At 60.6% G+C, this 24,277-nt stretch carries 21 protein-coding genes and 1 tRNA gene; 10 read left to right on the top strand and 12 right to left on the bottom strand.

Annotation, left to right across the window (positions count from 1 at the left end; all coding sequences use genetic code 11):
- Window positions 1-68: 68 nt before the first annotated feature.
- From IFT66_RS15760 to IFT66_RS15745, 4 genes are all read left to right on the top strand, one after another.
- The gene (locus IFT66_RS15760) at window positions 69-1,766 is read left to right on the top strand and encodes a long-chain-fatty-acid--CoA ligase (protein WP_192078183.1); all 1,698 of its coding nucleotides are present in this window, start codon (window positions 69-71) and stop codon (window positions 1,764-1,766) included.
- 135 nt (window positions 1,767-1,901) lie between these two features.
- Complete coding sequence (locus IFT66_RS15755; protein ID WP_192078182.1) at window positions 1,902-3,155, top strand: alpha/beta hydrolase; 1,254 nt, start codon at window positions 1,902-1,904, stop codon at window positions 3,153-3,155.
- A 101-nt stretch (window positions 3,156-3,256) separates the two neighbouring features.
- A complete protein-coding gene (pgi, locus tag IFT66_RS15750; RefSeq protein ID WP_192078181.1) occupies window positions 3,257-4,873 on the top strand; it encodes a glucose-6-phosphate isomerase in 1,617 nt (538 codons plus the stop codon).
- 176 nt (window positions 4,874-5,049) lie between these two features.
- The gene (locus IFT66_RS15745; RefSeq protein ID WP_082471821.1) at window positions 5,050-5,214 is read left to right on the top strand and encodes a DUF3096 domain-containing protein; all 165 of its coding nucleotides are present in this window, start codon (window positions 5,050-5,052) and stop codon (window positions 5,212-5,214) included.
- Window positions 5,215-5,274: 60 nt separating this feature from the next.
- On the opposite strand, the gene IFT66_RS15740 is transcribed toward IFT66_RS15745, so the two are convergent.
- The 4 genes from IFT66_RS15740 to pyrC form a co-directional block, all read right to left on the bottom strand.
- Window positions 5,275-6,201, bottom strand: a complete 927-nt coding sequence (locus tag IFT66_RS15740; RefSeq protein WP_192078180.1) for a carbohydrate kinase family protein — start codon at window positions 6,199-6,201, stop codon at window positions 5,275-5,277.
- 91 nt (window positions 6,202-6,292) lie between these two features.
- On the bottom strand, window positions 6,293-6,988 hold the full coding sequence (locus IFT66_RS15735) for an orotate phosphoribosyltransferase (protein ID WP_062453965.1): 696 nt from the start codon (window positions 6,986-6,988) through the stop codon (window positions 6,293-6,295).
- Between the two features lie 160 nt (window positions 6,989-7,148).
- Window positions 7,149-8,324: a GGDEF domain-containing protein gene (locus IFT66_RS15730; RefSeq protein WP_192078179.1), complete on the bottom strand. Its 1,176-nt coding sequence runs from the start codon at window positions 8,322-8,324 to the stop codon at window positions 7,149-7,151.
- A 113-nt stretch (window positions 8,325-8,437) separates the two neighbouring features.
- On the bottom strand, window positions 8,438-9,481 hold the full coding sequence (pyrC, locus tag IFT66_RS15725) for a dihydroorotase (RefSeq protein ID WP_062578919.1): 1,044 nt from the start codon (window positions 9,479-9,481) through the stop codon (window positions 8,438-8,440).
- Between the two features lie 253 nt (window positions 9,482-9,734).
- Here pyrC and IFT66_RS15720 point away from each other — a divergent pair, with 253 nt between their 5' ends.
- Window positions 9,735-10,661, top strand: a complete 927-nt coding sequence (locus tag IFT66_RS15720) for a tetratricopeptide repeat protein (RefSeq protein WP_184654141.1) — start codon at window positions 9,735-9,737, stop codon at window positions 10,659-10,661.
- Between the two features lie 38 nt (window positions 10,662-10,699).
- Here IFT66_RS15720 and IFT66_RS15715 read toward each other — a convergent pair whose 3' ends face one another.
- From IFT66_RS15715 to IFT66_RS15695, 5 genes are all read right to left on the bottom strand, one after another.
- The gene (locus IFT66_RS15715; RefSeq protein ID WP_192078178.1) at window positions 10,700-11,737 is read right to left on the bottom strand and encodes a 4-hydroxyproline epimerase; all 1,038 of its coding nucleotides are present in this window, start codon (window positions 11,735-11,737) and stop codon (window positions 10,700-10,702) included.
- Window positions 11,738-11,803: 66 nt separating this feature from the next.
- A complete protein-coding gene (locus IFT66_RS15710; RefSeq protein ID WP_249406462.1) occupies window positions 11,804-13,333 on the bottom strand; it encodes a glycosyltransferase family 39 protein in 1,530 nt (509 codons plus the stop codon).
- Window positions 13,334-13,446: 113 nt separating this feature from the next.
- Window positions 13,447-13,523 (bottom strand) — tRNA-Arg (locus IFT66_RS15705).
- A gap of 136 nt (window positions 13,524-13,659) precedes the next feature.
- Window positions 13,660-15,168 (bottom strand): sensor histidine kinase, encoded by a 1,509-nt coding sequence (locus IFT66_RS15700; RefSeq protein WP_113109678.1) that lies wholly within the window; start codon window positions 15,166-15,168, stop codon window positions 13,660-13,662.
- 218 nt (window positions 15,169-15,386) lie between these two features.
- A complete protein-coding gene (locus IFT66_RS15695; protein WP_192078177.1) occupies window positions 15,387-17,423 on the bottom strand; it encodes a methyl-accepting chemotaxis protein in 2,037 nt (678 codons plus the stop codon).
- A gap of 484 nt (window positions 17,424-17,907) precedes the next feature.
- On the opposite strand from IFT66_RS15695, the gene rpmH reads away from it, so the two are divergent.
- From rpmH to yihA, 5 genes are all read left to right on the top strand, one after another.
- Window positions 17,908-18,042: a 50S ribosomal protein L34 gene (gene rpmH / locus IFT66_RS15690; protein ID WP_062578914.1), complete on the top strand. Its 135-nt coding sequence runs from the start codon at window positions 17,908-17,910 to the stop codon at window positions 18,040-18,042.
- A gap of 25 nt (window positions 18,043-18,067) precedes the next feature.
- Entirely contained in the window at window positions 18,068-18,460 is a 393-nt protein-coding gene (gene rnpA, locus IFT66_RS15685; protein ID WP_062453971.1) for a ribonuclease P protein component, read from the top strand.
- On the top strand, window positions 18,460-20,268 hold the full coding sequence (yidC, locus tag IFT66_RS15680) for a membrane protein insertase YidC (RefSeq protein WP_062453972.1): 1,809 nt from the start codon (window positions 18,460-18,462) through the stop codon (window positions 20,266-20,268). Before rnpA ends, yidC begins: the two co-directional genes overlap by 1 nt.
- Before the next feature lie 193 nt (window positions 20,269-20,461).
- Window positions 20,462-21,418 (top strand): DMT family transporter, encoded by a 957-nt coding sequence (locus tag IFT66_RS15675; protein WP_192078176.1) that lies wholly within the window; start codon window positions 20,462-20,464, stop codon window positions 21,416-21,418.
- Between the two features lie 58 nt (window positions 21,419-21,476).
- A complete protein-coding gene (yihA, locus tag IFT66_RS15670; protein WP_113109416.1) occupies window positions 21,477-22,130 on the top strand; it encodes a ribosome biogenesis GTP-binding protein YihA/YsxC in 654 nt (217 codons plus the stop codon).
- 82 nt (window positions 22,131-22,212) lie between these two features.
- Here the strand turns inward: yihA and IFT66_RS15665 are convergent, their stop codons facing one another.
- From IFT66_RS15665 to IFT66_RS15655, 3 genes are all read right to left on the bottom strand, one after another.
- Window positions 22,213-22,770: a fasciclin domain-containing protein gene (locus tag IFT66_RS15665; protein ID WP_062453974.1), complete on the bottom strand. Its 558-nt coding sequence runs from the start codon at window positions 22,768-22,770 to the stop codon at window positions 22,213-22,215.
- 170 nt (window positions 22,771-22,940) lie between these two features.
- Window positions 22,941-23,681, bottom strand: coding sequence for an anti-sigma factor (locus tag IFT66_RS15660; RefSeq protein ID WP_092663698.1), 741 nt, complete (start codon window positions 23,679-23,681; stop codon window positions 22,941-22,943).
- On the bottom strand, window positions 23,678-24,217 hold the full coding sequence (locus tag IFT66_RS15655; RefSeq protein WP_062454914.1) for a sigma-70 family RNA polymerase sigma factor: 540 nt from the start codon (window positions 24,215-24,217) through the stop codon (window positions 23,678-23,680). Before IFT66_RS15655 ends, IFT66_RS15660 begins: the two co-directional genes overlap by 4 nt.
- Between the last annotated feature and the right edge of the window lie 60 nt (window positions 24,218-24,277).

Here is a 24,277-nt window from a genome sequence, read left to right as displayed (position 1 = left end):
CCGGCGGAGGAGGAAGCCGCCAGCCAGCTGCGCCTGATGCGCGCAGATCGAAATGGGAGGAGACGCAGATGAGCGAATTGTCCAAGCAGCCCGCCACAGCGAGGGAAAAGATCTGGCTTGCCAGCTACCCGCCCGGCGTTCCCCCAGAAATCCCACCCCTGGCACATGCTTCGCTCGGCGCTCTCTTCGAAAATAGCTGCGCCCGTTATGCCGATCGCCCGGCCTTTTCGAGCATGGGTAAGGCCATCACCTTTCGCGAGCTTGAAGCCGAGAGCCGCAAGATCGGCGCTTGGCTGCAATCGACGGGCTTGCAAAAGGGAGACCGGGTGGCGGTGATGCTGCCGAACATCCTGCAGAACCCTGTCGTTGTCTACGGCATCCTTCGGGCAGGCTATACGGTCGTCAACGTCAACCCGCTCTACACACCGCGCGAGCTGCAATACCAGCTGGAGGATTCGGGTGCCAAGGCGCTCTTCGTACTGGAAAACTTCGCCCATACGGTAGAACAGTCGCTTGCTGGCACCGATGTGAAGGATGTGGTCGTAGCAACGATGGGCGACATGCTGGGCCTCAAGGGCCATATCGTCAATCTCGTCGTGCGAAAGGTCAAGAAGCTCGTTCCAAACTGGTCGTTACCCTCGGCCACAAGCTTCAAGCAGGTGCTCTCCGAAGGATCGGGCCAAACCCTGACGCCGCAGGATGTGGGACCTCAGGACATCGCGTTTCTGCAATATACCGGCGGCACGACGGGTGTTTCCAAGGGCGCGATCCTGACTCACGCCAATCTTCTGTCCAACGCATCGCAGATGGGCTTGTGGCTGGACACCGCCTTCCTGACAAAGCCGCGTCCGCCGCAATTGAAGTTCCTGTGCGCGCTACCCCTCTACCACATTTTCGCGCTGACGGTGAATTCGCTGATGGGGGTTGCGACCGGCAGCCACAATATCCTGATTGCCAATCCGCGCGATATCCCGGCCTTCGTCAAGGATTTGCAGAAATACAAGATCCACGTCTTCCCCGGGCTCAACACGCTGTTTAATGCGCTGATGAACAATGCCGATTTCCAGAAGCTGGACTTTTCGGCGCTGCTTCTCGTCTTCGGCGGCGGAATGTCGGTGCAGCGGCCGGTCGCCGAGCGCTGGCTTGAGATGACCGGTTGCCCGATCACCGAAGGCTACGGCCTGTCCGAGACGTCGCCGGTCGCCACCGCCAACCGGATGGATGTCCAGGGATTCACCGGCATGATCGGCTTGCCGATCTCGTCTACCGACATCTCGATCCGCGACGATGACGGGCTGGAGGTCGAACTCGGCGGCGTCGGCGAAATCTGCATCCACGGCCCGCAGGTGATGGCCGGATACTGGAACCGGCCGGACGAGACGGAGAAGGCGATGACCCCGGACGGATTCTTCCGCACCGGCGACATGGGCTACATGGACGCTGCCGGCTATATCAAGATCGTCGATCGCAAGAAGGACATGATCCTTGTCTCCGGCTTCAACGTCTATCCGAACGAGGTTGAGGAAGTCGTGGCGAGCCATCCGGGCGTGCTGGAATGCGCGGCAGTCGGTGTCAAGGACGAGCATTCCGGCGAGGCGGTCAAGGTGTTCGTCGTGCGCCGGGATCCGGAACTGACCGAGGCCAATATCAAGGCGCACTGCATTGCCAACCTGACAAACTACAAGCGCCCTCGCTTTATCGAGTTCCGCGACGCGCTGCCGAAAACGAATGTCGGAAAAATTCTGCGGCGCGAGCTTCGGCAATAGCCATTCGTTGCGCTGCTGCGACAAGCGCTGCCGAACTGCCCCCGTCCGACGAGAGATCACCCGTTTGAGGTGGACCTTGGACGCCTGCTCCGTTAGCCGTTAAGGATAATTAACTTTTTGGCATGTGGAGTTCGCTTGGATAAAAGCGCTGGACCCTTTCGTTGCATCGTCATTGCTGCGCTCTTGGCAGCCGCTCTTTCGGGCTGCGCCGGGCGGCCTGAAGGCGTGCTCGTTCCAGCCGCGGCAGGGGCTGCGGAAACCAAGGGCATATCCAAGGTAGACGTTCTCGTCGCCACCACCCGCCGACCCTCCGAGACGCCGGGCGTGCTGTTTTCCGGAGAGCGCGACAAGACCCCGAGCGTGACCGAAATCAGCGTCTCGATACCACCCGATTCCGTCCGCAAGATCGGCGAGGTCCAGTGGCCGAAAAAGATCGTGGCGGATCCGACCAAGGAATTTGCGACGCTTTCGGTCACGCCGCTCTCGCCGCAGCGTGCCAATGAGTGGCTGCGCGGCAACCTGCCGAAAAGCCGACGGGTAATGGTGTTCGTGCACGGGTTCAACAACCGCTACGACGACGCCGTCTACCGATTTGCCCAGATCGTCCACGACAGCGGTACCGATGTGGCACCGGTCCTCTTCACATGGCCGTCGCGCGGCAGCATCTTTGCCTATAACTACGACAAGGAAAGCACCAACTATTCCCGCGACGCGCTGGAAGACATGCTCAGCCGGCTTTCCAAGGATTCCCAGGTCAGCGAAGTGACGATCATGGCGCATTCGATGGGCTCATGGCTGACAGTCGAGGCGCTGCGCCAGATGGCGATCCGCGACGGTCGCGTGGCACCGAAGATCACCAACGTCATCCTTGCCTCGCCGGATCTCGATGTCGACGTGTTCACCAACCAGTTCTCGGCGCTTGGCCCCAAGCATCCGAAATTCACGTTGTTCGTTTCGCGCGATGACCGTGCGCTCAATCTGTCGCGACGGATTTCGGGCAATATCGATCGGCTCGGGCAGGTGGATCCGACCGTCGAACCCTATCGTACCGAATTCGAGAAGGCCGGTATTACCGTGCTCGATCTGACGGCGCTGAAGGGGAACGATCCGCTCAACCACGGCAAGTTCGCCTCAAGCCCGGATGTCGTGAAGCTGATCGGCAACCGGCTGATCGCCGGCCAGGAAGTGACCGACAGCGATGTCGGACTTGGCGAGCGCCTGGGTGCTGTGGCGCTCGGCACGGCACAGACGGTCGGCAGTGCGGCAAGCGTTGCCGTCTCAACACCGATCTCGATCTTCGACCCGCGCACGCGGCGCAACTACGCCGAACAGGTGGATCGCTTCGGCCGCGCCATCGGCAACACGGCCGAAAGTGCCATCGTTCCGTAAGGCCAGAAGTGAAGGCACGCAGCGAACATCGCGCGCAGCGCTTGATTTGAACGCGAAAGCGAATAGGTTCCCACGCATCCATCCGAATGCGAGGAACGTCCATGCAGACCATCGTCAACGAGCTGAAATCCACTGCCGAGAAGACAAATGCCACGGATATCCGCGCGGCTTTTGCTGCTGATCCCGGCCGGTTCGGGAAATTCAGCGTCAGCTTCGACGACCTCACCATGGATTATTCCAAGACTGCGGTGAACGACGACATCCTCGCTTTGTTCGAGACGCTGGCCGAAGCTGCCGGTGTTGCGAAAAAGCGCGACGAGATGTTTTCGGGCGTCGCCATCAACTTCACGGAAGACCGTGCCGTTCTTCATACCGCCTTGCGCAACCGTTCCAACGCTCCGGTGATGGTCGATGGCAAGGACGTGATGCCTGATGTCAACGCCGTGCTTGCGGCGATGGGCAAATTCGCAGACGGCATCCGCTCCGGCAGCCTGAAGGGCGCAACGGGCAAGGCGATCACCGACGTCGTCAACATCGGCATCGGCGGCTCCGATCTCGGCCCGGTCATGGCTACGCTGGCACTTGCGCCTTTCCATGACGGCCCACGCGCGCATTTCGTTTCCAATGTCGATGGCGCCCATATTGCCGACACGCTGAAGCATCTCGACGCCGAAACGACGCTCTTCATCGTGGCGTCCAAGACCTTCACGACGATCGAGACGATGACCAATGCCGCCACGGCGCGCAAGTTCATCGCCGACAAGCTGGGCGACGATGCGGTGAAGCATCATTTCTGCGCGGTCTCGACGGCGCTCGACAAGGTTGCCGCCTTCGGCATCGACCAGGACCGGGTGTTCGGCTTCTGGGACTGGGTCGGCGGTCGCTATTCGATCTGGTCGGCGATCGGCCTGCCGCTGATGCTTGCCGTCGGTCCTGAGAATTTCGGCAAGTTTCTCGATGGCGCGCATGCGATGGATACCCATTTCCGCACGGCGCCGACCGCGCAGAACCTGCCGATGCTGCTTGGCCTGGTCGGCTTTTATCACCGCAACGTGCTGGATTACCCGACCCGCGCGATCCTTCCCTATGACCAGCGGCTGCTGCGCTTCCCGGCCTATCTGCAGCAGCTGGACATGGAATCGAACGGCAAGGGTGTGACGATCGATGGAACTCCGGTCGAAGGCAATTCCGGCCCGGTCGTCTGGGGCGAACCCGGCACCAACGGCCAGCATGCCTTCTACCAGCTGATCCACCAAGGCACGAGCGCCATTCCGGCCGAGTTCATGATTGCAAAGACTGGCTTCGAGCCGGAGCTTCGCCATCAGCACGATCTGCTGATCGCCAATTGCCTGGCGCAGTCGGCGGCCCTGATGAAAGGCCGGACACTGGATGAGGCCAAGGCGCAGCTGGCAAAGGCCGGCATGGACGAGGCGAAGGCCAGCCACATCGCGCCGCATCGGGTCTTCACCGGCAACCGCCCGTCGATCACCTTCGTCTACGACAAGCTGACGCCGTTTGCGCTCGGCCGGCTGATCGCGCTCTACGAGCACCGGGTCTTTGTCGAAGGCGTGCTGTTCCGCATCAATTCCTTCGACCAGTGGGGCGTGGAGCTTGGCAAGGAACTGGCGACCGGTCTTTTGCCAGTCGTGCAGGGCAAGGCCGCCGCTGACGACCAGGACGGCTCGACGCAAGGTCTGGTGAAGGCATTGATTGCCTGAGACGCCTTAGGATGAGCCGGGTTCGCCCGGCTCATCCTTGATACCACGGAAGCGCATGCCGCACTCGTCGTGATTGGCGCTCCGAGCAACCAATAGCTCCTCACCGAGTTTGTGAAGGCGCGGACACTTCTGCCGTTGCTGGCGAAACGCCCATAGTCTGACCAGGAGCCAAGACAATGCAATCGATCGTCTTCATACAGCCGCTCGTCGCGCTCATCGCGGGGATTGTCATCCTTCTGATGCCGCGCATTCTGAATTACGTGGTGGCGCTCTATCTGATCTTCATTGGCGTTACTGGCCTTTGGCCCAATGTGATGCAAAACATCCCGATGCCAAATTAAGCCTGTCCTGCCGCTGCCTCGTTCTTCAACGAGGACAGCTGGCAGGCGACACGGTCCTTGTCAGAGCCCGATCTCGTGGGCAAACGGCGGGTTCGCCCCTGCTCGCGAGACGGTGACTGCCGCAGCCTTGGCGCCGAGCGCCAGAAGGGCCGCAATCTGATCTTCGGACAGGCTTGCGATCTGCGGTTTGGTGAGCAGGTTCTGCATTTTCAGGGATGCCAGCACACCGGCGTCGAACGTATCACCGGCACCGACCGTATCGACCACCGTCACCTTCTCGCTCGGCACGGTCACCTTGTGATTGGCGGTGTAGCCGACTGCACCATCGGCGCCGCGGGTCACGACGACGAGCTTTGCGCCGTGATGCAGCCAGTGGCGGGCAAGCGTGTCCTCATCGCCTTCCAATCCGAACCAGGCGAGGTCTTCGTCGGAGAACTTGACGATATCAGACATCGCCGCCATGCGGTTGATGCGCGCGAGATGCGAGGCCTTGTCCTTGATAAAGCCGGGACGGATGTTCGGATCGAGAGAGATGACGCGCTTGCCCTGCTCGCGGGCCATCAGCGCTTCGTAGGTCGAGCCACAGGGTTCCGGAATGAGGCTGATCGCGCCGAAATGCAGGGCTTCGCAATCGTCGCCGATCGCTGGCAGGTCGGCCTCTGTGATCATGCGGCCAGCCGTTCCCTCGTCGTAGAAGGCGTAGGTAGCATGGCCATCCACCAGCTTCACGAAGGCGATGGTGGACGGGCGGGCGGTGATGGCGCAGTAGCTGAAATCGACATTGCTGCCGCGCAGCGTGTCGCGCAGCACATCCCCCATCATGTCATCGGCAAGGCCCGTGAAGAAGCCCGTGTCCACGCCGAGGCGCCCGAGCGCGATGGCCGTATTGAAAATCGCACCACCGGCATAGGGCGCAAAGCCCTTTTCGCCGAGCGTCGTTTCACGCGGAAGCATGTCGATAAGAGCTTCGCCGCAGCACAGGATCATTGATTTCCTCCCAAGGAATTTGCCTGTTTTCGACAGGAATAAGCGAGCTTTTGTCCGTTGACCAGAGCAAAAGCTCGCGTTCCGCGAATGCTTAGCGGGGCAGTTCGCTGATGCCGCCGTTGCGGGCCGACCATGCCAGCGGGGCATCCAGAAATGCCTCGACTTCCGACAGCGTGTTCTCGTCGAACAGCTTCTGGTCGCGGGCGACCGAAAGCACGTTGCGCCATGTGGCGATGTGGTGGAACTGCACCTTGCCATCGGCAAACCGCAGCGCGCCCTCGTCAAAGATACCGTAGTAGAACAGGGCCATGCCATGATCGACGACGCCGCCGGCAGCACGGATGGCATCGATGAACTTGAACATCGAACCGCCGGCCGTGGTCAGATCCTCGATGACGAGGACTCGCGAACCTTCCGGCAGGTTACCCTCGATCTGGGCGTTGCGGCCATGCCCCTTGGGCTGCTTGCGGACATAGATCATCGGCAGCGCCAGGCGGTCTGCCAGGAGCGCCGCGAAAGGAATGCCGGCGGTCTCGCCGCCTGCGATGCAATCGAACTTTTCAAAGCCGGCGTCACGCAGAAGCGTCGACACGGCGAAATCCATGATGGTGGAGCGGATGCGCGGGTAGGACAGCAGCTTGCGGCAATCGATATAGACCGGGCTCATCATGCCTGAGGCAAACTTGTAGTGCTTTTCGGCATTGAAATGCACCGCACCGATTTCCCACAGCATCTTGGCCATGAGTTCGGCCATAACGCTACGGTCCGGAAATGTGGTCTGAATCATGCGCCCGCTCCTTTGCTCGATTCATCGTGTCGCAAGTCCCGGCGGTAAGGCCGCATGACATTCTCGTCGGAACTGCATCTAGAAACCACGCGCCGCAATATCAGCAAGCGGGAGACCGCGCCAGCGCAAGGCGGGTACGATTTACTGAATTCAGGCGTTTTCAGGCGCTTGTGCGATTTTCGCCCGACGACACTGACCGCAGGTAGCCTGAGACCTGGACGCGGTCACGCCCGGCCCGCTTTGCTTCGTAAAGTGCCGCATCGGCGAGGCTAAGCACAGTTTCGAAAAGCACGCCCGATTGGGAACCCACCGCGATTCCGGCGCTGACCGTGCAGCGCACGCGGTCAACCCCGACCGTGATGTCACGGGCACCGAAACGATTGCGGATATCGTTGGCGATCCGCTCGGCGCGCCCCGGCAGAACATTGTCGAGAAGGACGGCGAATTCCTCGCCGCCCAGTCGCGCGGTGTTGGGGCCCGGCGTTTCCACCAGCAGATCCTCGGCAAAGATCTTCAGCACTTCATCGCCGACCGCATGACCGTACTGGTCGTTGATTGTCTTGAAACGGTCGATGTCGAACACGATGACTGCGGTGGAGGTGCCCAGCATCCGACCGCCGTTGCGCTCGAACATGGCGCGGCGGTTCATCAGTCCGGTCAGCGCATCGGTCATTGCCTCGCGCCGATGGAGCGCTGCCATGCGCCACTGGTGAAGCGCCAGCGAGAGCGCGCCGATGCCTGTCATGCCGGCGATGCAGATGCCGATATTGAGCGTCTCGGCCCAGTTGTTCGGGGCGTGACCCAGCACCCACTGCTGGTTGGCAATGAGGACGGATGCACACAGAACGAAGGAAAATCCGCTCATCGCATAAAGGATGGCCATGCCGGTCAGCGGACCGGGCGCTTCGCTGCGCGCCAGCCAGTATTGCCATGCCGTACCGCCAAGAAGCAGCGCTGCTGCAATGTTCATCAGGATGAAGCCCAGCCCGTCGAGACCGCCGATCATCAGCGGCAGACCCGGGGCGATCGCCGCAAGCGCCAAAAGTGCGGCAAGCCGCCAGGGCCTTGCACCGGTGCGGAACTGCACGGAAGCACCGTATATCACGCTGAGGCCGGAGATCATGAACACGTATGCGACGGATGCGGTCAGGGTACCGGCTTCGGCCGTGTAGAAGCCATAGGCGAAGATGCCGGTTACCGTCATGCTCAATGCGATGACCAGCGTCAGCAGGAAAGAATCGGTCCGCCTTGAAAACCAGGTGCCGAACAAGGTCACCATCAGGCACGCGGCAGAAACGCCGAGTGCAAGCAGAAGAGATTTATAGTCTAGCGTCATGCCGGCAAACTCTTCGGTGATCGAAGTCAGGTAACGGGCGGAAAACTATCTCCCGTTTGTCTCCAAATTATTACCAAGCAACCGTCAAGCTTAAATTTCCTGCCAAATGCCGCTTAGGTTTCAACGACTTCCCAGTGCAGCGGAAACATCGGATCAAACACGGTGATGAGGCCAGCCCCCGTGTCCCGCTTGTCCGGGAAAGCAACCGGATCAGCCTGGCGAACCATCGAGATGCTTTCTTCGTTGGGCGCCAGGCCATACCAAGCAGGGCCGTTCAGCGAGGTGAAGGCTTCGAGCTTGTCGAGCGCGTTATCCTGTTCGAACACATGGGCAAGGCAGCTCATGGTGTTGAGCGAGGTATAGATGCCGGCGCAACCGCAACCGCATTCCTTCAGCGGATCCACATGCGGCGCCGAATCGGTGCCGAGGAAGAAGCGGGCATCGCCGGAAGTCGCCGCGGCTCTCAGTGCCAGGCGATGGTTTTCGCGCTTGGCGACCGGCAGGCAGTAATAATGCGGGCGGATACCGCCCACCAAAAGCGCGTTGCGGTTGATGATCAGGTGATGGGTGGTGATCGTTCCGGCCAGATTGGAATCGGCCGACTTGATATAGTCGATGCCGTCGGCCGTGGTCACATGCTCCATCGTCACCTTCAGTTCCGGCAGGCGCTTGCGCAGCGGATCGAGAACGGTCTCGATGAAGACGGCTTCGCGGTCGAAGATATCGACGTCCGGCGTCGTGACTTCGCCGTGTACGCAAAGCGGCAGGCCGATCTTTGCCATGCGCTCCAGCGCCGGCATCGCCTTGTCGAAATCGCGCACGCCGCCATGCGAGTTGGTGGTGGCACCGGCGGGGTAGAGTTTGACTGCGGTGATCAGGCCGCTGTTCTTGCCGTCTTCGAGATCATTGGGATCGGTCTGTTCCGTCAGGTACAGCGTCATCAGCGGTTCGAACCGGTCTCCAACAGGCAGCGCCGCCATGATCCGTTCGCGGTACGCTCTTGCGTCTGCGGTCGTGACCACCGGCGGGACCAGATTGGGCATGATGATCGCGCGCGCGAAATGCCGGCTGGTATCGCCGATCACCCCTTCGAGAACCGCGCCGTCACGCAAATGCAGATGCCAGTCGTCGGGGCGGCGGATACTGATGGTATTCATGGGGCCTCTGGGCGGTTGTTGGCGCTGGAAGAGTTCATCCCCATTAGCATCAACATTCCGCTCAAAACAATCACCGCGACAACAAACTGACGCGGACGATAGTGTGGAACCCCATCACTACACGCCCCGATTACACGCAAATGTGCACAGGCTGGATACCATTTATCAATGAAAGCTTAAGATCGGCAGGAACCAGTCCGCATTTCCGGCGTTCGTCCACCAATCGAACAGTTCTACCAGCCGGAGCGAGAAGATGAAATCCCTTAATTCGAAAGTCAACAGGGGATTGGCAATTGCAGCAGGCGCTGCCGCAGCTTTCTGTGCATTGACGGTTTCCCTGAGTGCCCAGGAGCGTTCCAACCTCCTCGTGACTGTAGCTCTTCAGACCGAGTGCGACCAGCTTGCCGGCAGCCCGTTCGACGAGCAGCGCAATGGTTCATTTGCTCCGGTCGATATCGCAAACATCGACGTGAAGGCCGTTGATGCGTGCCGCACCGCTTACGAGGCGACCGGCAACCCGCGTTTCGCCTATCAGCTGGGCCGCGCGCTCAACAATTCCGAACAGGCCGATCAGGCGATGACGGCTTATAATGTAGCTGCCGAAGCAAACTACCCTGCAGCCAAGGTTAACTTCGGCATGCTGATGGGCCGCCTCGGTGACGAGCAGCAGGAATTCCGTCTCTATACCGAAGCCGCAAACGGCGGTAACCGGCTCGCAGCCTACAATCTTGGCGTCGCCTATCGCGATGGCCTGGGAACTCAGGTCGACGTTACCAAGGCGCTCACCTGGTTTGAAAAGGCAGCTGCTGAAGGCGACGATACCGCTGCGTTCAATATCGGCGCGATTTATGACGAAGGCACGATGTTGCCGGCCGACGATCAGACGGCGATTGCCTGGTACGATCTGGCTGCACAGCGCGGCAATACCGATGCGATGATCAACCTCGGCCTGATGTACGAAAGCGGCGAGGGCATTACGGCCGACGCGCAGAAGGCGGTCGACCTCTATCGCAAGGCTGCCGAGAAGGGCGACCTGTTCGGCGCCCAGAAGGTCATGGAGTTCCAGGAACTCGGCATGATCCCCTCTCAGCCAAAGCAGGACATGAACGAGGGTATGAACACGCTGGTTCTGAAGCAGGGCGACATTGAGACTCCTGCCAAGAACGGCAGAGATATCTAAGTCCGTCGAGACAACGCAGGCTCGCCGACGGCCTCCGCTTAGATCTCTCCGGCTGACGGACCCCAGACATCCGTCATCGCGAAACCATCGGCCAGTGGGTCGAACGGATCAAGCGCGATCTGGTGCAGACCAAATGTAAAACCGCGTCCCGCTATCGTCGAAATGATCGCAGGTTTGCCGGCTACCGTCGTTTCGGCAGCCAATCCCACTTCGAACTGGGTGCCGATGATGGAGCGCGAGATGAAGCTGTCTCCGACCTTTGCCTTGCCGCGCGCGTGAAGCGTTGCGAGATTGGCCGAGTTGCCGGTGCCGCAGGGCGACCTGTCTGCCCGGCCCGGCCACATTGTCGTACAGGTTCTAACCGTGCCATCCACTTCCGTATCGCGAAACATCACATAAGCAACGCCGGAAATTTCGGGAATTTCAGGGTGTACGACCTCGACCTGCCGGTTGACCAGATCCTTCAGGATCATGCCGGCCTTGACCAGTTCCGCGGCATTGCCCTTCTCGATCTTCAGGCCGATCTGGTCGACATCAACCAATGCATAGAAGATGCCGCCGTAGGACAGGTCGAGCGTGACATCTCCCCATTGCGGTGTGCTGATCGTCACATCAAGCTGATGGACAAAGGACGGCACCATGGTGAGCTTCACCTTCTCGCACCGTCCGTCCCGACAGGTAGCAATGGCCCTGACGAGGCCTGCAGCCGTTTCCAGCGTCACAACCGTCTCGGGCTCCTTCATCTCGACGATACCAGCTTCCAGAAGCGCGGTGGTGGCGCAGATGGAGTTGGACCCGGAACTGGCATGCGCCTGATCCGGCTGGAGAATCACGAAGGCTGCATCCGCATCCGGATGCTTCGCCGGCAGCAGCAGGTTGACGGAACCGATCGGGGCGCCACGCGGCTCCAGGCAGAGGAAGCGGCGCAGTTCGTGGCCCTTGGGATCGGAATTCAGCCAAGCAAGCTGGGCTGCGACCGTATCGCCCGGGATCTTCGGGACGCCACCGATTGCGACCCGTCCGATCTCACCTTCGGCATGAACATCCAGCAACTGGATCGTACGTTTCCATCTCATGTTTCGCCCCTGACGCGCTTGAACCTGTTGCCGGATCTCACCGGCCTGATCTCTTTGAAACCGGCCTCAGCGAAGCCAGAGGTACCGGAAGCCCATGTTTCGGTCCGGCGCGCGATGATACGGAACGAGCCTTGTCCGGAAATCGGTGGCGGAAAGACCGGTCGCGCTTTCCAGCATTGCCGCATCGAGTTTCGGCTCGACAACGGCACCGTCTCCATCCGCCTCGATCACGAGGACCGGCGGCGCGAGATCCCGCATCGCGCGCTTGCCCGCTGCACTGTCGATGTCGAACACCGGTACATCGGGAAACTGCATGCGGATATTGCCGGAAAGATGCATCCCGAGTGCCAGGATGGTTGCCGGGCGATCCTCGGTGCGGATCTGCTTTGCCAGGTCAGCAAACGGCATATTGATACGGCCCGGAGGTCCAAGCAGGCCTGCCGTAAGAACCTTTGCCGGCCCAGGTACCAGCACGACCACCATGATCACCAGAAACACGGGGACCAGCCGTTTGAAACCCAAACCAAGGTCGGCCCCGGCGCGATCGAATTTCAGCAGCAGATATAGCGGCAATGCCAGCAGATAAGGGTCGAGCCAGCGCTCGGTGATCCGTGTCGTTCCAGCCACGAGGACGACCGCAACCACGCCGACCAGCGAGAACAGCATGATGCGGCCAAACAGCGTGGTCCAGCGATCCCCTGCCCTGACCGCCCGTTTGACCGACGACTTGAATGCAAGTGCCAGCACGACGACAGCCAGTGCGCCGAAGGCGAGGCAGGCGACGAGGAGCGATCCGAGCGCCTTGGTGACGCGGAAAATACCCTGCGGCGCATCCGACTCAACCATTTTGCCGAGCGTGCCACGCGTTGCGAGATCGAGATTGCCGAGAAGCCAGACCGCGTGCGGCAGGACGATGGCAATGCAGATGACGGCGGCGAGCAGCATGCGCGGATCAAGAAGACGCGCGCGCCAGTCCCGATCGAGCGCAACCGCCACGATCGTCGCGGCAGGAAGGATGACGAAATTGTACTTCGAGATCGTACCGATCCCGATCGCAATGCCGATGATCGCATATCCCTGCCAGTCAGGACGCACCAGCGTGCGGCAAAGACCGTAGAGAAACAGGGAGGTCGCCATCAGGAGCGCGATCGTGTGGGTAAGATCCTGCTGCGGCATGAAGGAAACCTGCGGCAGCAGCGTCAGGCTGAGCATGGCAAGGCCGGCAAAGCTGCGGCTGACCTGCAGTTCCCGCGCGGCAAGGCCCATGAACAGATAGACCAGGAACAGCATTCCGAACCGGGGCAGCGCCAGCGACAGCAGCGAGATGTCGAGCGCGCCAACGAACAGGTTCTGTACCCAGTTGTAGAAAGGCGGCTGCGGTCCGTAGCCGAGCAGCCAGAACTGCGAGTTGAGCGACTGCTCAGCCTCGTCGAGCGTCAACGAATTGGGAAGCGACACGCGAATGGCGATGCTGAGTATGAAGTAGATGCCGAACAACACCGCGACCGGCTTCACACCGCCGGAAAGAAAGCCGGAGATGCCCCCACTAGCGCCGGAGCCACCGTCTCTCGATGACAGCATGTTTGCGTTCTGCATGGTTCTCGCTCCGAATTGACGGAACAGCAGGTCGCATATCCCCTATCGACAAATCAACAAAAATGATTGCCGGCGGACCGAGAGTTGAGAGAACATTCTTGGGAAGAAGAGAATGGCGCACCCGAAGAGATTCGAACTCCTGACCCCCAGATTCGTAGTCTGGTGCTCTATCCAGCTGAGCTACGGGTGCGTCTGCAAGCAGTGTGTTTTGCTTGCGTGGCGATCCTCTAAATGCTGCGGCAAAGGATTGCAAGCGATTTTCGGTCAGCGGCTGTCATTTTCATGTCAAATAGTTCGCAAGCCCCTGAATTTGCGTGATTTTGCGATCAGGCGCGGGCGCGGTAGTCGTCCAGCGATACGGGACGGTCGGGAATTTCGATGCGGAACTGAGTACCCTCGGTCGGCTTTTCCACCAGCGCAATCGTGCCGCCATGGGCGAGGACAAGCTCGCGCGCGATCACCAGGCCAAGACCGGTGCCGCCGGACCGGGCCGAACCGCGGAAGGCCGAGAACAGGTTCTCGCGGGCCTTGCGGGGCATGCCGGGGCCGGTGTCGTCGATCATGATGCTGACGACGCTGCCGACCCTGTGGGCTGACACCGTGATGCGGCGCGCAATCGACTTGTCGTCCGGCTCGAACGTCACCAGCGCCTGCAGCGCGTTGCGGCAAAGGTTGTGGATCACCCGGAAAATCTGTTCGCTGTCGCAATCGACCTCGAGATCGACGGCGATCTGATCGTGAAATTCGATGCCGGCATCAGGATCGATGGCAAGGATGTCGCGCACTTCCTGGAAAAGTTCGGCGAGAAGAATCCGGCGCCGCTTCGGCGCGGCTTCCGAGGCCTGCCCGTAAGCCAGCACTTCGGTCGTGTAGCCGACGGCGCGGTCGATCGTGCGCAACAGTTTTGGTGCGAAGCTGCGCACCATCGGATCTTCGACATCGGTCAGGCGGTCCGACATCAGCTGCGCTGACGCAAGGATGTTGCGCATGTCGTGGTTGATCTTGGAGACGGCGAGACCGAGATCGGCCAGGTTGCGCTGTTGTTTCAGCGTCCGCTGCAGCTCCGTCTGCATGGCCGACAAATGCCGGCCGGCGACGGCGAGCTCGCCACGAGACCGGTCGGCAGTAAACACACGCGCAGGATCTTCCGGCTGCTCGGAAAATTTCTGCATGCTTTTCGTCAGGCGCCGGATCGGCAGGATCATCATGCGGTTGATGGCGAGGAAGATAAGAACTGCCGTGATGATCGAAATCAGCAGCGACAGGAGAAACATCATCTTCGCGTATTTGAGCATATCCTTGCGCAGAGCATCATCGGTCATGACCAGTTCGATGATCATGTCACTTTCGCCGATCGGGCCGTAGATGCGCATGACGCGTCCGCCGCCCAAAAACAGCGTGTCCAGCGCGTCGCGCATCGTCACCAGAAGCGGCGTATCGGTCAGATCATACTGCTCGTCGATCTGCGGCGGCACATCGACTGCTGCCAGCAGGCGCGAGGTCCCGTCCTTGCGCAGCGCAATCACCTTGGTTCCGGTGGCAAGAAGCGTGTCGTCCTGCACGGCGCGGGGCAGTTCCGCCGGCTGAAGTCCGTCGATGACGATTCCGGCCGCAGCGGCAGTATCCAGCCGGTCACGCAGCCAGTTCATCCGCATCCCGGCAACAGACGGCATGAAGATCAGGATTTCGGCCAGCATCACGAAGACGATCGTCAGCCAGAGAAGACGACCGGAGAGCCCACGGAAAAGCTGCGGCATCTGCTCGGCAGACGCCCTGGAGGCTGTTCCGGTCTGCGCCGATTGCTCCTGCTTTGGAGTTTCGGCCGCATCATCCATGTGGCTCGTCATCGTTATCTCGCCTGTCCAGCCGTTCGGTGGTGGCTGCAATCATCTGCATATTCTAGCTTTCTGGCGCATTTTTTCCACCCCCCAACCGGAAGTCGGCCTTGGAGCGTTTCCTGGGCTAGATTGAAGCACGACAGAACCGACAAAAACAAAGGGCCCGGATGGACGATACCACCTGGGCCCCTGTTCGCTTGCACGGTTGGTTCGGCTCAGAACTCTTCCCAGTCCGCGCTTGCCGACGGCGCCGCTGCCGCAGCGGCGGATCCGCCGCCAAAGGCGCGGGCGATCGATTTGGTCATGGTCTTGACCGGGGACACGCGGGGCGCCGGTGTTCTTGCGGAGGCAGAACCGGAAGCGACCGCGACGGGCGCACGATGACCCGACGCTTCTCCGTCGATCCGGAACTTGGATACGAGTGCGAAAAGATTGTCCGCTTCACCGGAAAGCCTCGAGGTCGCGGCGGATGTTTCTTCCACCATCGCGGCATTTTGCTGCGTCACCTGATCCATCTGGTTGATGGCGCTGTTGATCTCCGCCAAGCCGGTCGCCTGCTCGCGCGATGCAACCGCGATCGAGTTGATGTGATCGTTGATGCTGATGACGCGGGATTCGATGTCGGACAGGGCATGGCCGGTGTTCTGGACGAGACGCACGCCGGCCGCTACTTCGTCACCGGACTTGCCGATCAGCGCCTTGATATCCTTGGCCGCACTGGCCGACCGCTGCGCCAGTTCGCGCACTTCCTGTGCGACGACGGCAAATCCCTTGCCGGCTTCGCCCGCACGAGCTGCCTCGACACCGGCGTTGAGCGCCAGGAGGTTGGTCTGGAAGGCAATCTCGTCGATGACGTTGGTAATCTGGGCAATCTCGCGCGATGCCTGCTCGATACGGCCCATGGCGTCGACCGCGCTGCGCACCACCTCACCGGACTGCACGGCACTGGTCTTGGCTTCGCTCACCATCACGGTCGCCTCGGTGGCGCGCTCTGTCGAGGTCTTCACGACAGCTGTGATCTCGTCGAGTGCCGCCGAGGTTTCTTCCAGAGCCGCTGCCTGCTGCTCGGTGCGCTTGGAGAGATCGTTGACGGCGGAGCTGAGTTCGGATGCCCCGTCGTTCATCGCGCCGGTTCCGGCACGGATGTTGCGCATCGTGCCACGCAGCGTGTCCATCGTCGCATTGACGTTCTGCTGCAGTTCGGCAAAGGCGCCCTTGAAATGGCCGGCCATGCTGTCGTCGAACTTGCCTTCCGCCAAGCTGCCGATGACACGGCGCGTTTCCGCCACGCCTGCATCGACACTTGAGACAAGCTGATCGACATTGCGTGCGAACCGGTCGAGGTTTTCATCGCCCCACTGCTTGTCGATGCGCCGCGAAAAATCACCTTCGACCGCTGCGCCGACGACGTTGGCCATGCGCGCCTGGAGATCGTCGTTCTTCGATCGCATCTCAGCTTCGGCACCGCTCATCCGCGCCACCTCGAGGCCGTTCTTCTTGAACACGCCGACGGCCTCGGCCATGTCTCCGATCTCGTCGGCACGGCCGGCAAAGGGCACAGCTGCAGCGTAGTCGCCGGTGGCCAGGCGCTTCATCGAAGACGTAAGCTCGAGAATCGGCTGGCTTATCTGCTTGCGACCGAGCGAAATGCCGAATGCCAGACCACCCATCACACCCAGCAGGGTAGCACCGAGCACGCTGTAGAAGATCATGTCGCCAAAGCCGTCGATTTCGGCGCTGAGCTTGTCCATCGCCGCCTGGTCGATCTTGACGATTGCGTCGATCTGCTCCTGGTACGCCTTGCGGTTGGCGCGATTGGCGTCGTTATTGCCCTGAACGTTGGCGGCCTGTGGCCCTTCGGCCTGGCCGAGACGCGCAGTCTCGGAGCGGAAGGCCTTAAATTCCTGGAAGCGCGCGACGAGTTTGTCGAAGATTTCCTTCTCCTCCGCCGGGACGGTCGGCCCCCAAGCGGCGATGAGCTTCTCGATTTCGGCAAGCGATTTCATGATACCATCGCCGAACGGCTTGGCGCTTGCTGCGTCCTTGGCTGCATAGACGCCCCGCGCATCCATAACAACGGCCGTCACCATGCGGTTAAGATGCTCACCCTGGTACACACGCTGCGCAACAGCAGCATAGTCTCTAGTCTGTTGATTGTATTTCTGGACTGCGAAGAGCGATATGCCACCGATGACACAGGTTACAACGCTCATCACACCAACGAGCATGTTGATCTTGGCTCTTATCTTCACAATGCATTCCCCCGAAGCGACAAATTGAAAAATGCGGAGGGCCCTAAACCCCTACATCTTGATGGTGCGAGAAATAGCACTGAGAGATTAACATTTGTTGATGATCAAAAGCTCAATTAGTGAGCGCCTGCTTAGTCTAGCGCTGCCTCGCAACTGACTGAAGTCTCCCGAATCCACGAAAATACATGGGGTCTACTCCGGGAAAGCACGGTTTTCATCCGTCAGGCTTACAGGACATGGAAAGCCCGTGTGGACACAAGCGTTAACGCGACATCCAGAATCCAGCCAACTTCGTCAGACACTTGCCCGGAACCGAGCGCAATCGCGGTGCTGCGATTGACTTTTCGCGCCTCTTCCCCTTATAAGCCGCGCACGTTCACAAGGCTCCCAGTCGCACTGCGGCCGGCGCCCGAACGTTTCCTAAACGCTCTTGCTTTTAACGAAGCAAACTTCAAGAAGGGCCGCACACCGCGGTATTAAAAAAATGAAGCGTACCTACCAGCCGTCCAAGCTTGTTCGCAAGCGTCGTCACGGCTTCCGCGCCCGCATGGCAACCAAGGGTGGCCAGAAGGTTCTTGCCGCTCGCCGCTCACGTGGCCGCGCTCGTCTCTCGGCTTAACGCCGGGATGCCCGGATAGCGGGCGATGACGACCGAACCTACGAACAAGAAGACTGCCGGGCGGCTGAAAAGCCGGCCGCAGTTCCTTGCCGTGCGAAAGGGTGAAACCCGACGCGGCCGGACTTTCCTTCTGGAAGTCCTCGATCGACATCAGCCGGACGAAGCGCCGCGGGTCGGATTTACTGTTACCAAGAAGCATGGCAACGCGGTTGAACGAAACCGCATGCGCCGCCGCCTGAAAGAGGCGGTTCGGCACTCAGCCGCATTTGCAATGAAGAACGGACACGACTATGTCATTGTCGCGCGGAGGGAGGTCCTCAAGACCCCGTTTGCAGACATGACGGCACAGCTCATCGAGCGCATCGAAAGCCTGCCGAAATCGAAGCGGTCCGAGGAGACCCTTTCCAGGAAAGCATGATGGAAAAAAACCGCAATTACTTCATCGCGATCGCACTTTCTGTGATGATCGTCCTTGCCTGGCAGTTCCTCTATATGAACCCGAGGATGGAAGCTCAGCAGCGCGCCGACGAAGCACGGCTTGCGCAGCAGCAGCAGACAACCGAGCAGGCCGGACAGAACTTCACGCCGGAAAGCCCGGGCGCTGCAACCTCGACCGGCAACCTTCCTGGCGCAAACCAGGCGCAGGCGACGGCTACCCGCGAAGAGGCGCTTGCAAAGTCTCCGCGCGTTGCGATCGAGACCGCGGCCGTTTCCGGCTCCATCAACCTGGTCGGCGCTCGCTTCGACGATCTGAAGCTTCGCGAATATCATGAGACGGTCGACGACAAGAGCCCGATCATCACGCTATTCTCCCCGGCCGATACCAGAGACGGCTATTTCACCGAGCTTGGCTACATCGGCAGCGACACCAGCGGCACCGTACCCGGTTCCGGCACGCGGTGGACCCTTGCTGGCGGCGACCGGCTGACGCGCGAAACGCCGGTGACGCTGTCGTTCACGAACGACAAGGGCATCGTCTTCAACCGCACCATCGCGATCGACGAACACTACATGATCACGGTCAACGACAAGATCGACAACCCGACCCAAGAGCCGGTTTCGATCTCCTCCTATGGCCGCGTGACCCGTTACAACAAGCCGGCAACGCCGTCCGTCTGGGTCATCCACGAAGGCTTCATCGGCGTTCTCGGTGCAGACGGCAGCCTCAGCGAACATACCTATCACAATATCGAGGAAGAGGCTGTCGCCAACACCAAGGCGACCGGCGGCTGGCTCGGCATTACCGACAAATACTGGGCCTCGACGATCGTGCCGCCACAGGCGATGCCGTTCGAATCCCGCTTCACGCATTTCACCGACGGCCAGCCGCGTTACCAAGCGGATTACAAGGGCGACGCGCTTTCGATCGCTCCCGGCCAGTCGACAGAGCTGAAGAGCCTCGTGTTTGCCGGCGCCAAGGAAGTTCCGCTGATCGACCAGTATGTCGAGCAGCTCAAGATCCCGCATTTCGATCTGGTGATCGACTGGGGCTGGTTCTACTTCATCACCAAGCCAATGTTCAAACTGATGGACTTCTTCTTCCGTCACGTGGGCAATTTCGGCGTGGCAATCCTTTTGACAACCGTCGTCGTCAAACTGCTCTTCTTCCCGCTGGCGAGCAAGCAGTATGCCTCCATGGCCAACATGAAGCGCATGCAGCCGCGGATGGAAGAGCTGAAGGCCAAGCACGGTGATGACCGCATGGCCCTTCAGCAGGCGATGATGGCGCTCTACAAGGAAGAAAAGATCAACCCGATCGCCGGTTGCTGGCCTGTGGTGCTGCAGATCCCTGTCTTCTTTGCGCTCTACAAGGTGATCTATACCACCATCGAAATGCGGCATGCGCCGTTCTTCGGCTGGATCCAGGACCTTTCCGCGCCGGACCCGACATCGCTGTTCAACCTGTTCGGTCTTCTGCCTTACGACGTCCCGCATTTCTTGATGATCGGCGTCTGGCCTATCATCATGGGCATCACGATGTTCATCCAGATGCGCATGAACCCGACGCCGCCGGATCCGACACAGGCGATGATCTTTACCTGGATGCCGCTGGTCTTCACCTACATGCTGGCGTCCTTCCCGGCCGGTCTCGTGATCTACTGGGCATGGAACAACACGCTTTCGGTGTCGCAGCAGGCCCTGATCATGAAGCGCCACGGCGCCAAGATCGAGCTGTTCGACAACATGAAGGGGCTGTTCAAACGAAAGCCCGCGGCGTCCAAATAGCTATTCTTCAGAAACCCCGGTTCGCCGGGGTTTTTCTTTGGCCGATTGAGAGCCTAGCGAGCGGAAAGCGACATTGGCTGACGTGGGTGGATCAGTCCCGCCTTTGGGCCGGCGCTAGGTTGCCCGAGGCAAGTTCCGCAAGCAGAGTAGAACATGCTGACGCTGGAATTGCTCCAGCAACCGGAACAGTCCCATGCCCGCGCCCTTCCCGCCGCCCACCCCACCGGGTCCACCCTTGGCCGGCACGATCCCCGCGAGCCTTCCCGGCTCGGAATACCGTATCGGCGCCCTGCTCGTCTTCGGCTCTGCTTTTGCCTGGAGTTTCGGCGGTGCGATCGCCCGCTTTCTCGATATCCCCGACAGCTGGACGATCGTGTTCTGGCGCAGCCTGTTCGGCACCCTGTTCCTGCTCGCCTTCATGCTGCTGCGCGACGGGCCGCGCGGCACGGTGGCGCTGTTTCGCAGCATGGGCTGGCCGGGCCTTTCGGTCGGCCTCTGCTTCATGGTGGCGTCCACCTGCTTCATCATATCGATCCAGTATACGACCGTCGCCAATGTGGTGCTGCTCGGTGCCGGTGTGCCGCTGTTTGCGGCGCTGATGGTCTGGCTGTTTTACGGCGAGCGCATATCGGGCGTTACCTGGCTTGCGATCGGCACCGTGATCGTCGGTGTCGGCATCATGGTATCGTCCTCGTTTACCGGAAAGGTCTCGCCGCTCGGAGACGGTCTGGCGCTGATCATTCCGCTGGTGTTTGCGCTGGCGACCGTCATCACCCGCCGTTACCCGCATGTGCGGATGACACCCGCCACCTGCTTCGGATGCTTTGCAGCCGGCATGATCGCGCTGACGATGTCTTCGAACCTCGCGGTCACCCCGGGCGAACTCGGTATTCTCTTAATCTTCGGTGCGCTCAATCTCGGGCTCGGCATGGCACTGTTCGTCACCGGTGCGCGGCTTATCCCCTCAGCGCTGGCTGCCCTGCTCGGCACTGGTGAAACCGTTCTCGGGCCCGTCTGGGTCGCCGTGATCCACGGCGAGATCCCGGCACCGCGCACGATCGCGGGCGGGGCGCTGATCCTTGCGGCGCTCATCACCCATCTGACATTCGAGTTTCGTCGCCAGAAGAGACAGAACCGGTCGGACGCTTGACATATGGGGTTAAAACCCGGAAGCGATGTCCTTGAATTGAAGACAGGACGACGAGACCATGGCCGCAGACCATAATTCCGAGGAAAAGACGCTGTTCGGCAGCGCGTGGATCTTTATCCGCGGCGTGCCCTCGATGGAGTTTCTGCCACCGGAAGGACCGCTTGAGATCGCCTTTGCCGGACGCTCGAATGTCGGCAAGTCCTCGCTGATCAATGCGCTCGTGGGCTACAAGGGGCTGGCGCGCACATCCAACACGCCGGGCCGCACACAGGAACTGAACTATTTCGTGCCCGACGGCTATTCCGGCCAGGCAGGTGACCTGCCGCCGATGGCGCTGGTTGACATGCCCGGCTACGGCTATGCGCAGGCGCCGAAAGAAAACGTCGATGCCTGGACGAAGCTTGTGTTCGATTACCTGCGGGGCCGCGCCACGCTGCAGCGCGTCTATGTGCTGATCGACAGCCGCCACGGCATCAAGAAGAACGACGAGGACGTGCTCGACCTGCTCGACAAGGCCGCCGTCTCCTATCAGATCGTCTTGACCAAGACGGACAAGATCAAGGATCCTGCGGTTCCGAGGCTGATTGCCGAGACGCTCGAAAAGATCCGCAAGCGGCCCGCTGCCTATCCGGAAGTGCTGTCGACATCGTCTGAAAAAGGCCGCGGCCTGGACGAGCTGCGCGCCGAGATCATGAAGACCATCGGCCGGTGAATCTCCCGAAACGCAAAAATCCGGCCGCCTGCGACAGGCGACCGGATCTCTATGCGAGGCTTCGACCTGTTTGGGTCAGCCGTTACATCTTCGGCAGCAGAACCTTGTCGATGACGTGAATGACGCCGTTCGACTGCTTGACGTCGGCGATCGTCACAGTGGCCACACCACCGGTTTCGTCGGTGAGCGTGATCTTGCCCATGCTTTCCTTGGCCTTCAGAACGCAGCCACCGACGGTCTTGACGTCATGCGTGCCCTTGTCGTCCTTGATCATCTTTTCGATCGCCGTCGACATGGCGTTCGCGGCCACGACGTGGCAGGTAAGGATCTTGGTCAGCTGCGCCTTGTTTTCCGGCTTCAGTAGGGTTTCGACAGTGCCCTTCGGCAGCGCAGCGAAGGCTTCGTTGGTGGGCGCGAACACGGTGAACGGACCTTTGCCCTGCAGGGTCTCGACGAGGCCCGCAGCCTTCACGGCGGCGACCAGCGTCGTGTGATCCTTGGAGTTCATGGCATTCTCGACGATGTTCTTGTCTTCATACATGGCAGCGCCACCGACCTTCGGGTTTGCGGCGTAGGCGCCGGCAACGGAGGCGGACAGGATTGCGGCGCATGCGGCAAGGCGGATTGCGGATTTAAACATTGTTCTCTTCCTCTCTACAGCCTGAACGACCCCGGCGCTGAAGGCGCCTCCCAGGTCCGGCTTTCCCTCTGTGGGGACATGGCTAGAGACGAGAGGAAAGCGGGAAGAGTTTCAAAGGCTGGCGACGCGAAGACAGAAATCCGCTATGCCTCTGATTTAGCATCCCTTAATTAAAGATCCCGGATTTTACCGACGGCGAGAACCGGCCCGGTCCGGTGACCGGTCGGCGAGCCGCCCAATGGTTCAAGGCTGACGGCGAAGGACGCGCCGTTCTCGACACGCTTGCGATGCCCGGCCGGCACTTCGATCGTGTCGCTGCCGCTTTCCGGCAGGATACCGAGCGAAATTGCTTCTTCACCGCTGCCGGGGACAAGCCACAGTTCGAGCGAGCGGCGTTCCGCCGTCGTTGCGGCAACGGGCGTCAGCTGCAAGCGACCGCTGGCACCGTCATACCGCGCCCTCAGGCCGAACGCATTGCCCTCGCCGCTCATCTCGGCGACCAGTTGCTTGCCCGGCGCAGAGCCACCCACAGGTCCGCCGATCCAGCCCGTCGACAAGGACGCGTATGTCACCAAAAGGGCAATCGAGGCGAATGACAGGCCGCGCCACAAAAGCAGCGAGTTCCACCATCCACCGCGTGCCAGCTCGTTTCCGAAACCGTTCTGGGCGAAGACGCGCTTTTCGATCCTGGCGTAAACGCCTTTCGGCGGACGTTCCTCGCCGTATTCCGCATCGAGGTCGGAAGACAGGTTTTCCTGCCAGCGCATCACCATGGCCGCAAAGGCCGCATCACGGACGATGCGATCCTCGACGCGGCGGCGCTGGTCAAGCGGCAGGACCCCGAGCACATATTCGCCAGCCAGAAGCTGGTCGCGGGAGCGATCGTTTTCGCTTTGGTCTGGTGTCGTCATCGGTCCAGGCACTCCCTCAGCTTGAGAAGGCTGCGCCTCAGCCAGGTTCGCATCGTATTCAGCGGCACGCCATGGCGTTCCGCCAGTTCCTGATAGGTCAGGCCTTCGACATAGGCGCTTTTGACCGCCCCTGCGCGGTCAGGATCGAGCTCCTGCATGCAGCTGTCAATACGCCTTCCTTCACCGCGCATCACCGACGCCTCCTCCGGATCAGGACCGAGGTCGGCAATATCCGTCCTGTCTTCCAGAGCGTCCGTCACGGGCCGGCGGGCGCGAAGGCGGTCGATCGAATGGTTTCGGGCGATTGCGACGAGCCAACCGGCTGCGCTTGTTCCCGAAGGGGCAAACCGATCGGCTCTCTGCCATATCCGCACGAAAATCTCCTGCAGGGCATCTTCTGATTCGGCCCTATCCTTCAGGATACGCAGGCAGACTGCGAATAGTTTCGGCGAAACGCCGGAATAAAGCTTTGTGAATGCCGTCCGGTCGCGCAGTCCTACGCGGCCGATCAATTCGGCAATCTCGCGATCACTCACCAAAACCAAAGCCTCCCCGTGCGGCACAAGACGCAATGCATCGCTGCCACATACACGCCT

Origin of the sequence: Rhizobium sp. CFBP 13726, assembly GCF_014841925.1 — a bacterium.
GTDB classification, from domain to species: Bacteria; Pseudomonadota; Alphaproteobacteria; order Rhizobiales; family Rhizobiaceae; genus Neorhizobium; species Neorhizobium soli.
This window is presented reverse-complemented; position numbering and strand designations above follow the sequence as displayed.

Coding starts and splice junctions, on each gene's coding strand:
- IFT66_RS15760 (WP_192078183.1), top strand. CDS start 69: ATGAGCGAATTGTCCAAGCAGCCCGCCACAGCGAGGGAAAAGATCTGG.
- pgi (WP_192078181.1), top strand. CDS start 3,257: ATGCAGACCATCGTCAACGAGCTGAAATCCACTGCCGAGAAGACAAAT.
- IFT66_RS15745 (WP_082471821.1), top strand. CDS start 5,050: ATGCAATCGATCGTCTTCATACAGCCGCTCGTCGCGCTCATCGCGGGG.
- IFT66_RS15740 (WP_192078180.1), bottom strand. CDS start 6,201: ATGATCCTGTGCTGCGGCGAAGCTCTTATCGACATGCTTCCGCGTGAA.
- IFT66_RS15735 (WP_062453965.1), bottom strand. CDS start 6,988: ATGATTCAGACCACATTTCCGGACCGTAGCGTTATGGCCGAACTCATG.
- IFT66_RS15730 (WP_192078179.1), bottom strand. CDS start 8,324: ATGACGCTAGACTATAAATCTCTTCTGCTTGCACTCGGCGTTTCTGCC.
- pyrC (WP_062578919.1), bottom strand. CDS start 9,481: ATGAATACCATCAGTATCCGCCGCCCCGACGACTGGCATCTGCATTTG.
- IFT66_RS15720 (WP_184654141.1), top strand. CDS start 9,735: ATGAAATCCCTTAATTCGAAAGTCAACAGGGGATTGGCAATTGCAGCA.
- IFT66_RS15715 (WP_192078178.1), bottom strand. CDS start 11,737: ATGAGATGGAAACGTACGATCCAGTTGCTGGATGTTCATGCCGAAGGT.
- IFT66_RS15710 (WP_249406462.1), bottom strand. CDS start 13,333: ATGCAGAACGCAAACATGCTGTCATCGAGAGACGGTGGCTCCGGCGCT.
- IFT66_RS15700 (WP_113109678.1), bottom strand. CDS start 15,168: ATGGATGATGCGGCCGAAACTCCAAAGCAGGAGCAATCGGCGCAGACC.
- rpmH (WP_062578914.1), top strand. CDS start 17,908: ATGAAGCGTACCTACCAGCCGTCCAAGCTTGTTCGCAAGCGTCGTCAC.
- rnpA (WP_062453971.1), top strand. CDS start 18,068: ATGACGACCGAACCTACGAACAAGAAGACTGCCGGGCGGCTGAAAAGC.
- yidC (WP_062453972.1), top strand. CDS start 18,460: ATGGAAAAAAACCGCAATTACTTCATCGCGATCGCACTTTCTGTGATG.
- IFT66_RS15675 (WP_192078176.1), top strand. CDS start 20,462: ATGCCCGCGCCCTTCCCGCCGCCCACCCCACCGGGTCCACCCTTGGCC.
- yihA (WP_113109416.1), top strand. CDS start 21,477: ATGGCCGCAGACCATAATTCCGAGGAAAAGACGCTGTTCGGCAGCGCG.
- IFT66_RS15665 (WP_062453974.1), bottom strand. CDS start 22,770: ATGTTTAAATCCGCAATCCGCCTTGCCGCATGCGCCGCAATCCTGTCC.
- IFT66_RS15660 (WP_092663698.1), bottom strand. CDS start 23,681: ATGACGACACCAGACCAAAGCGAAAACGATCGCTCCCGCGACCAGCTT.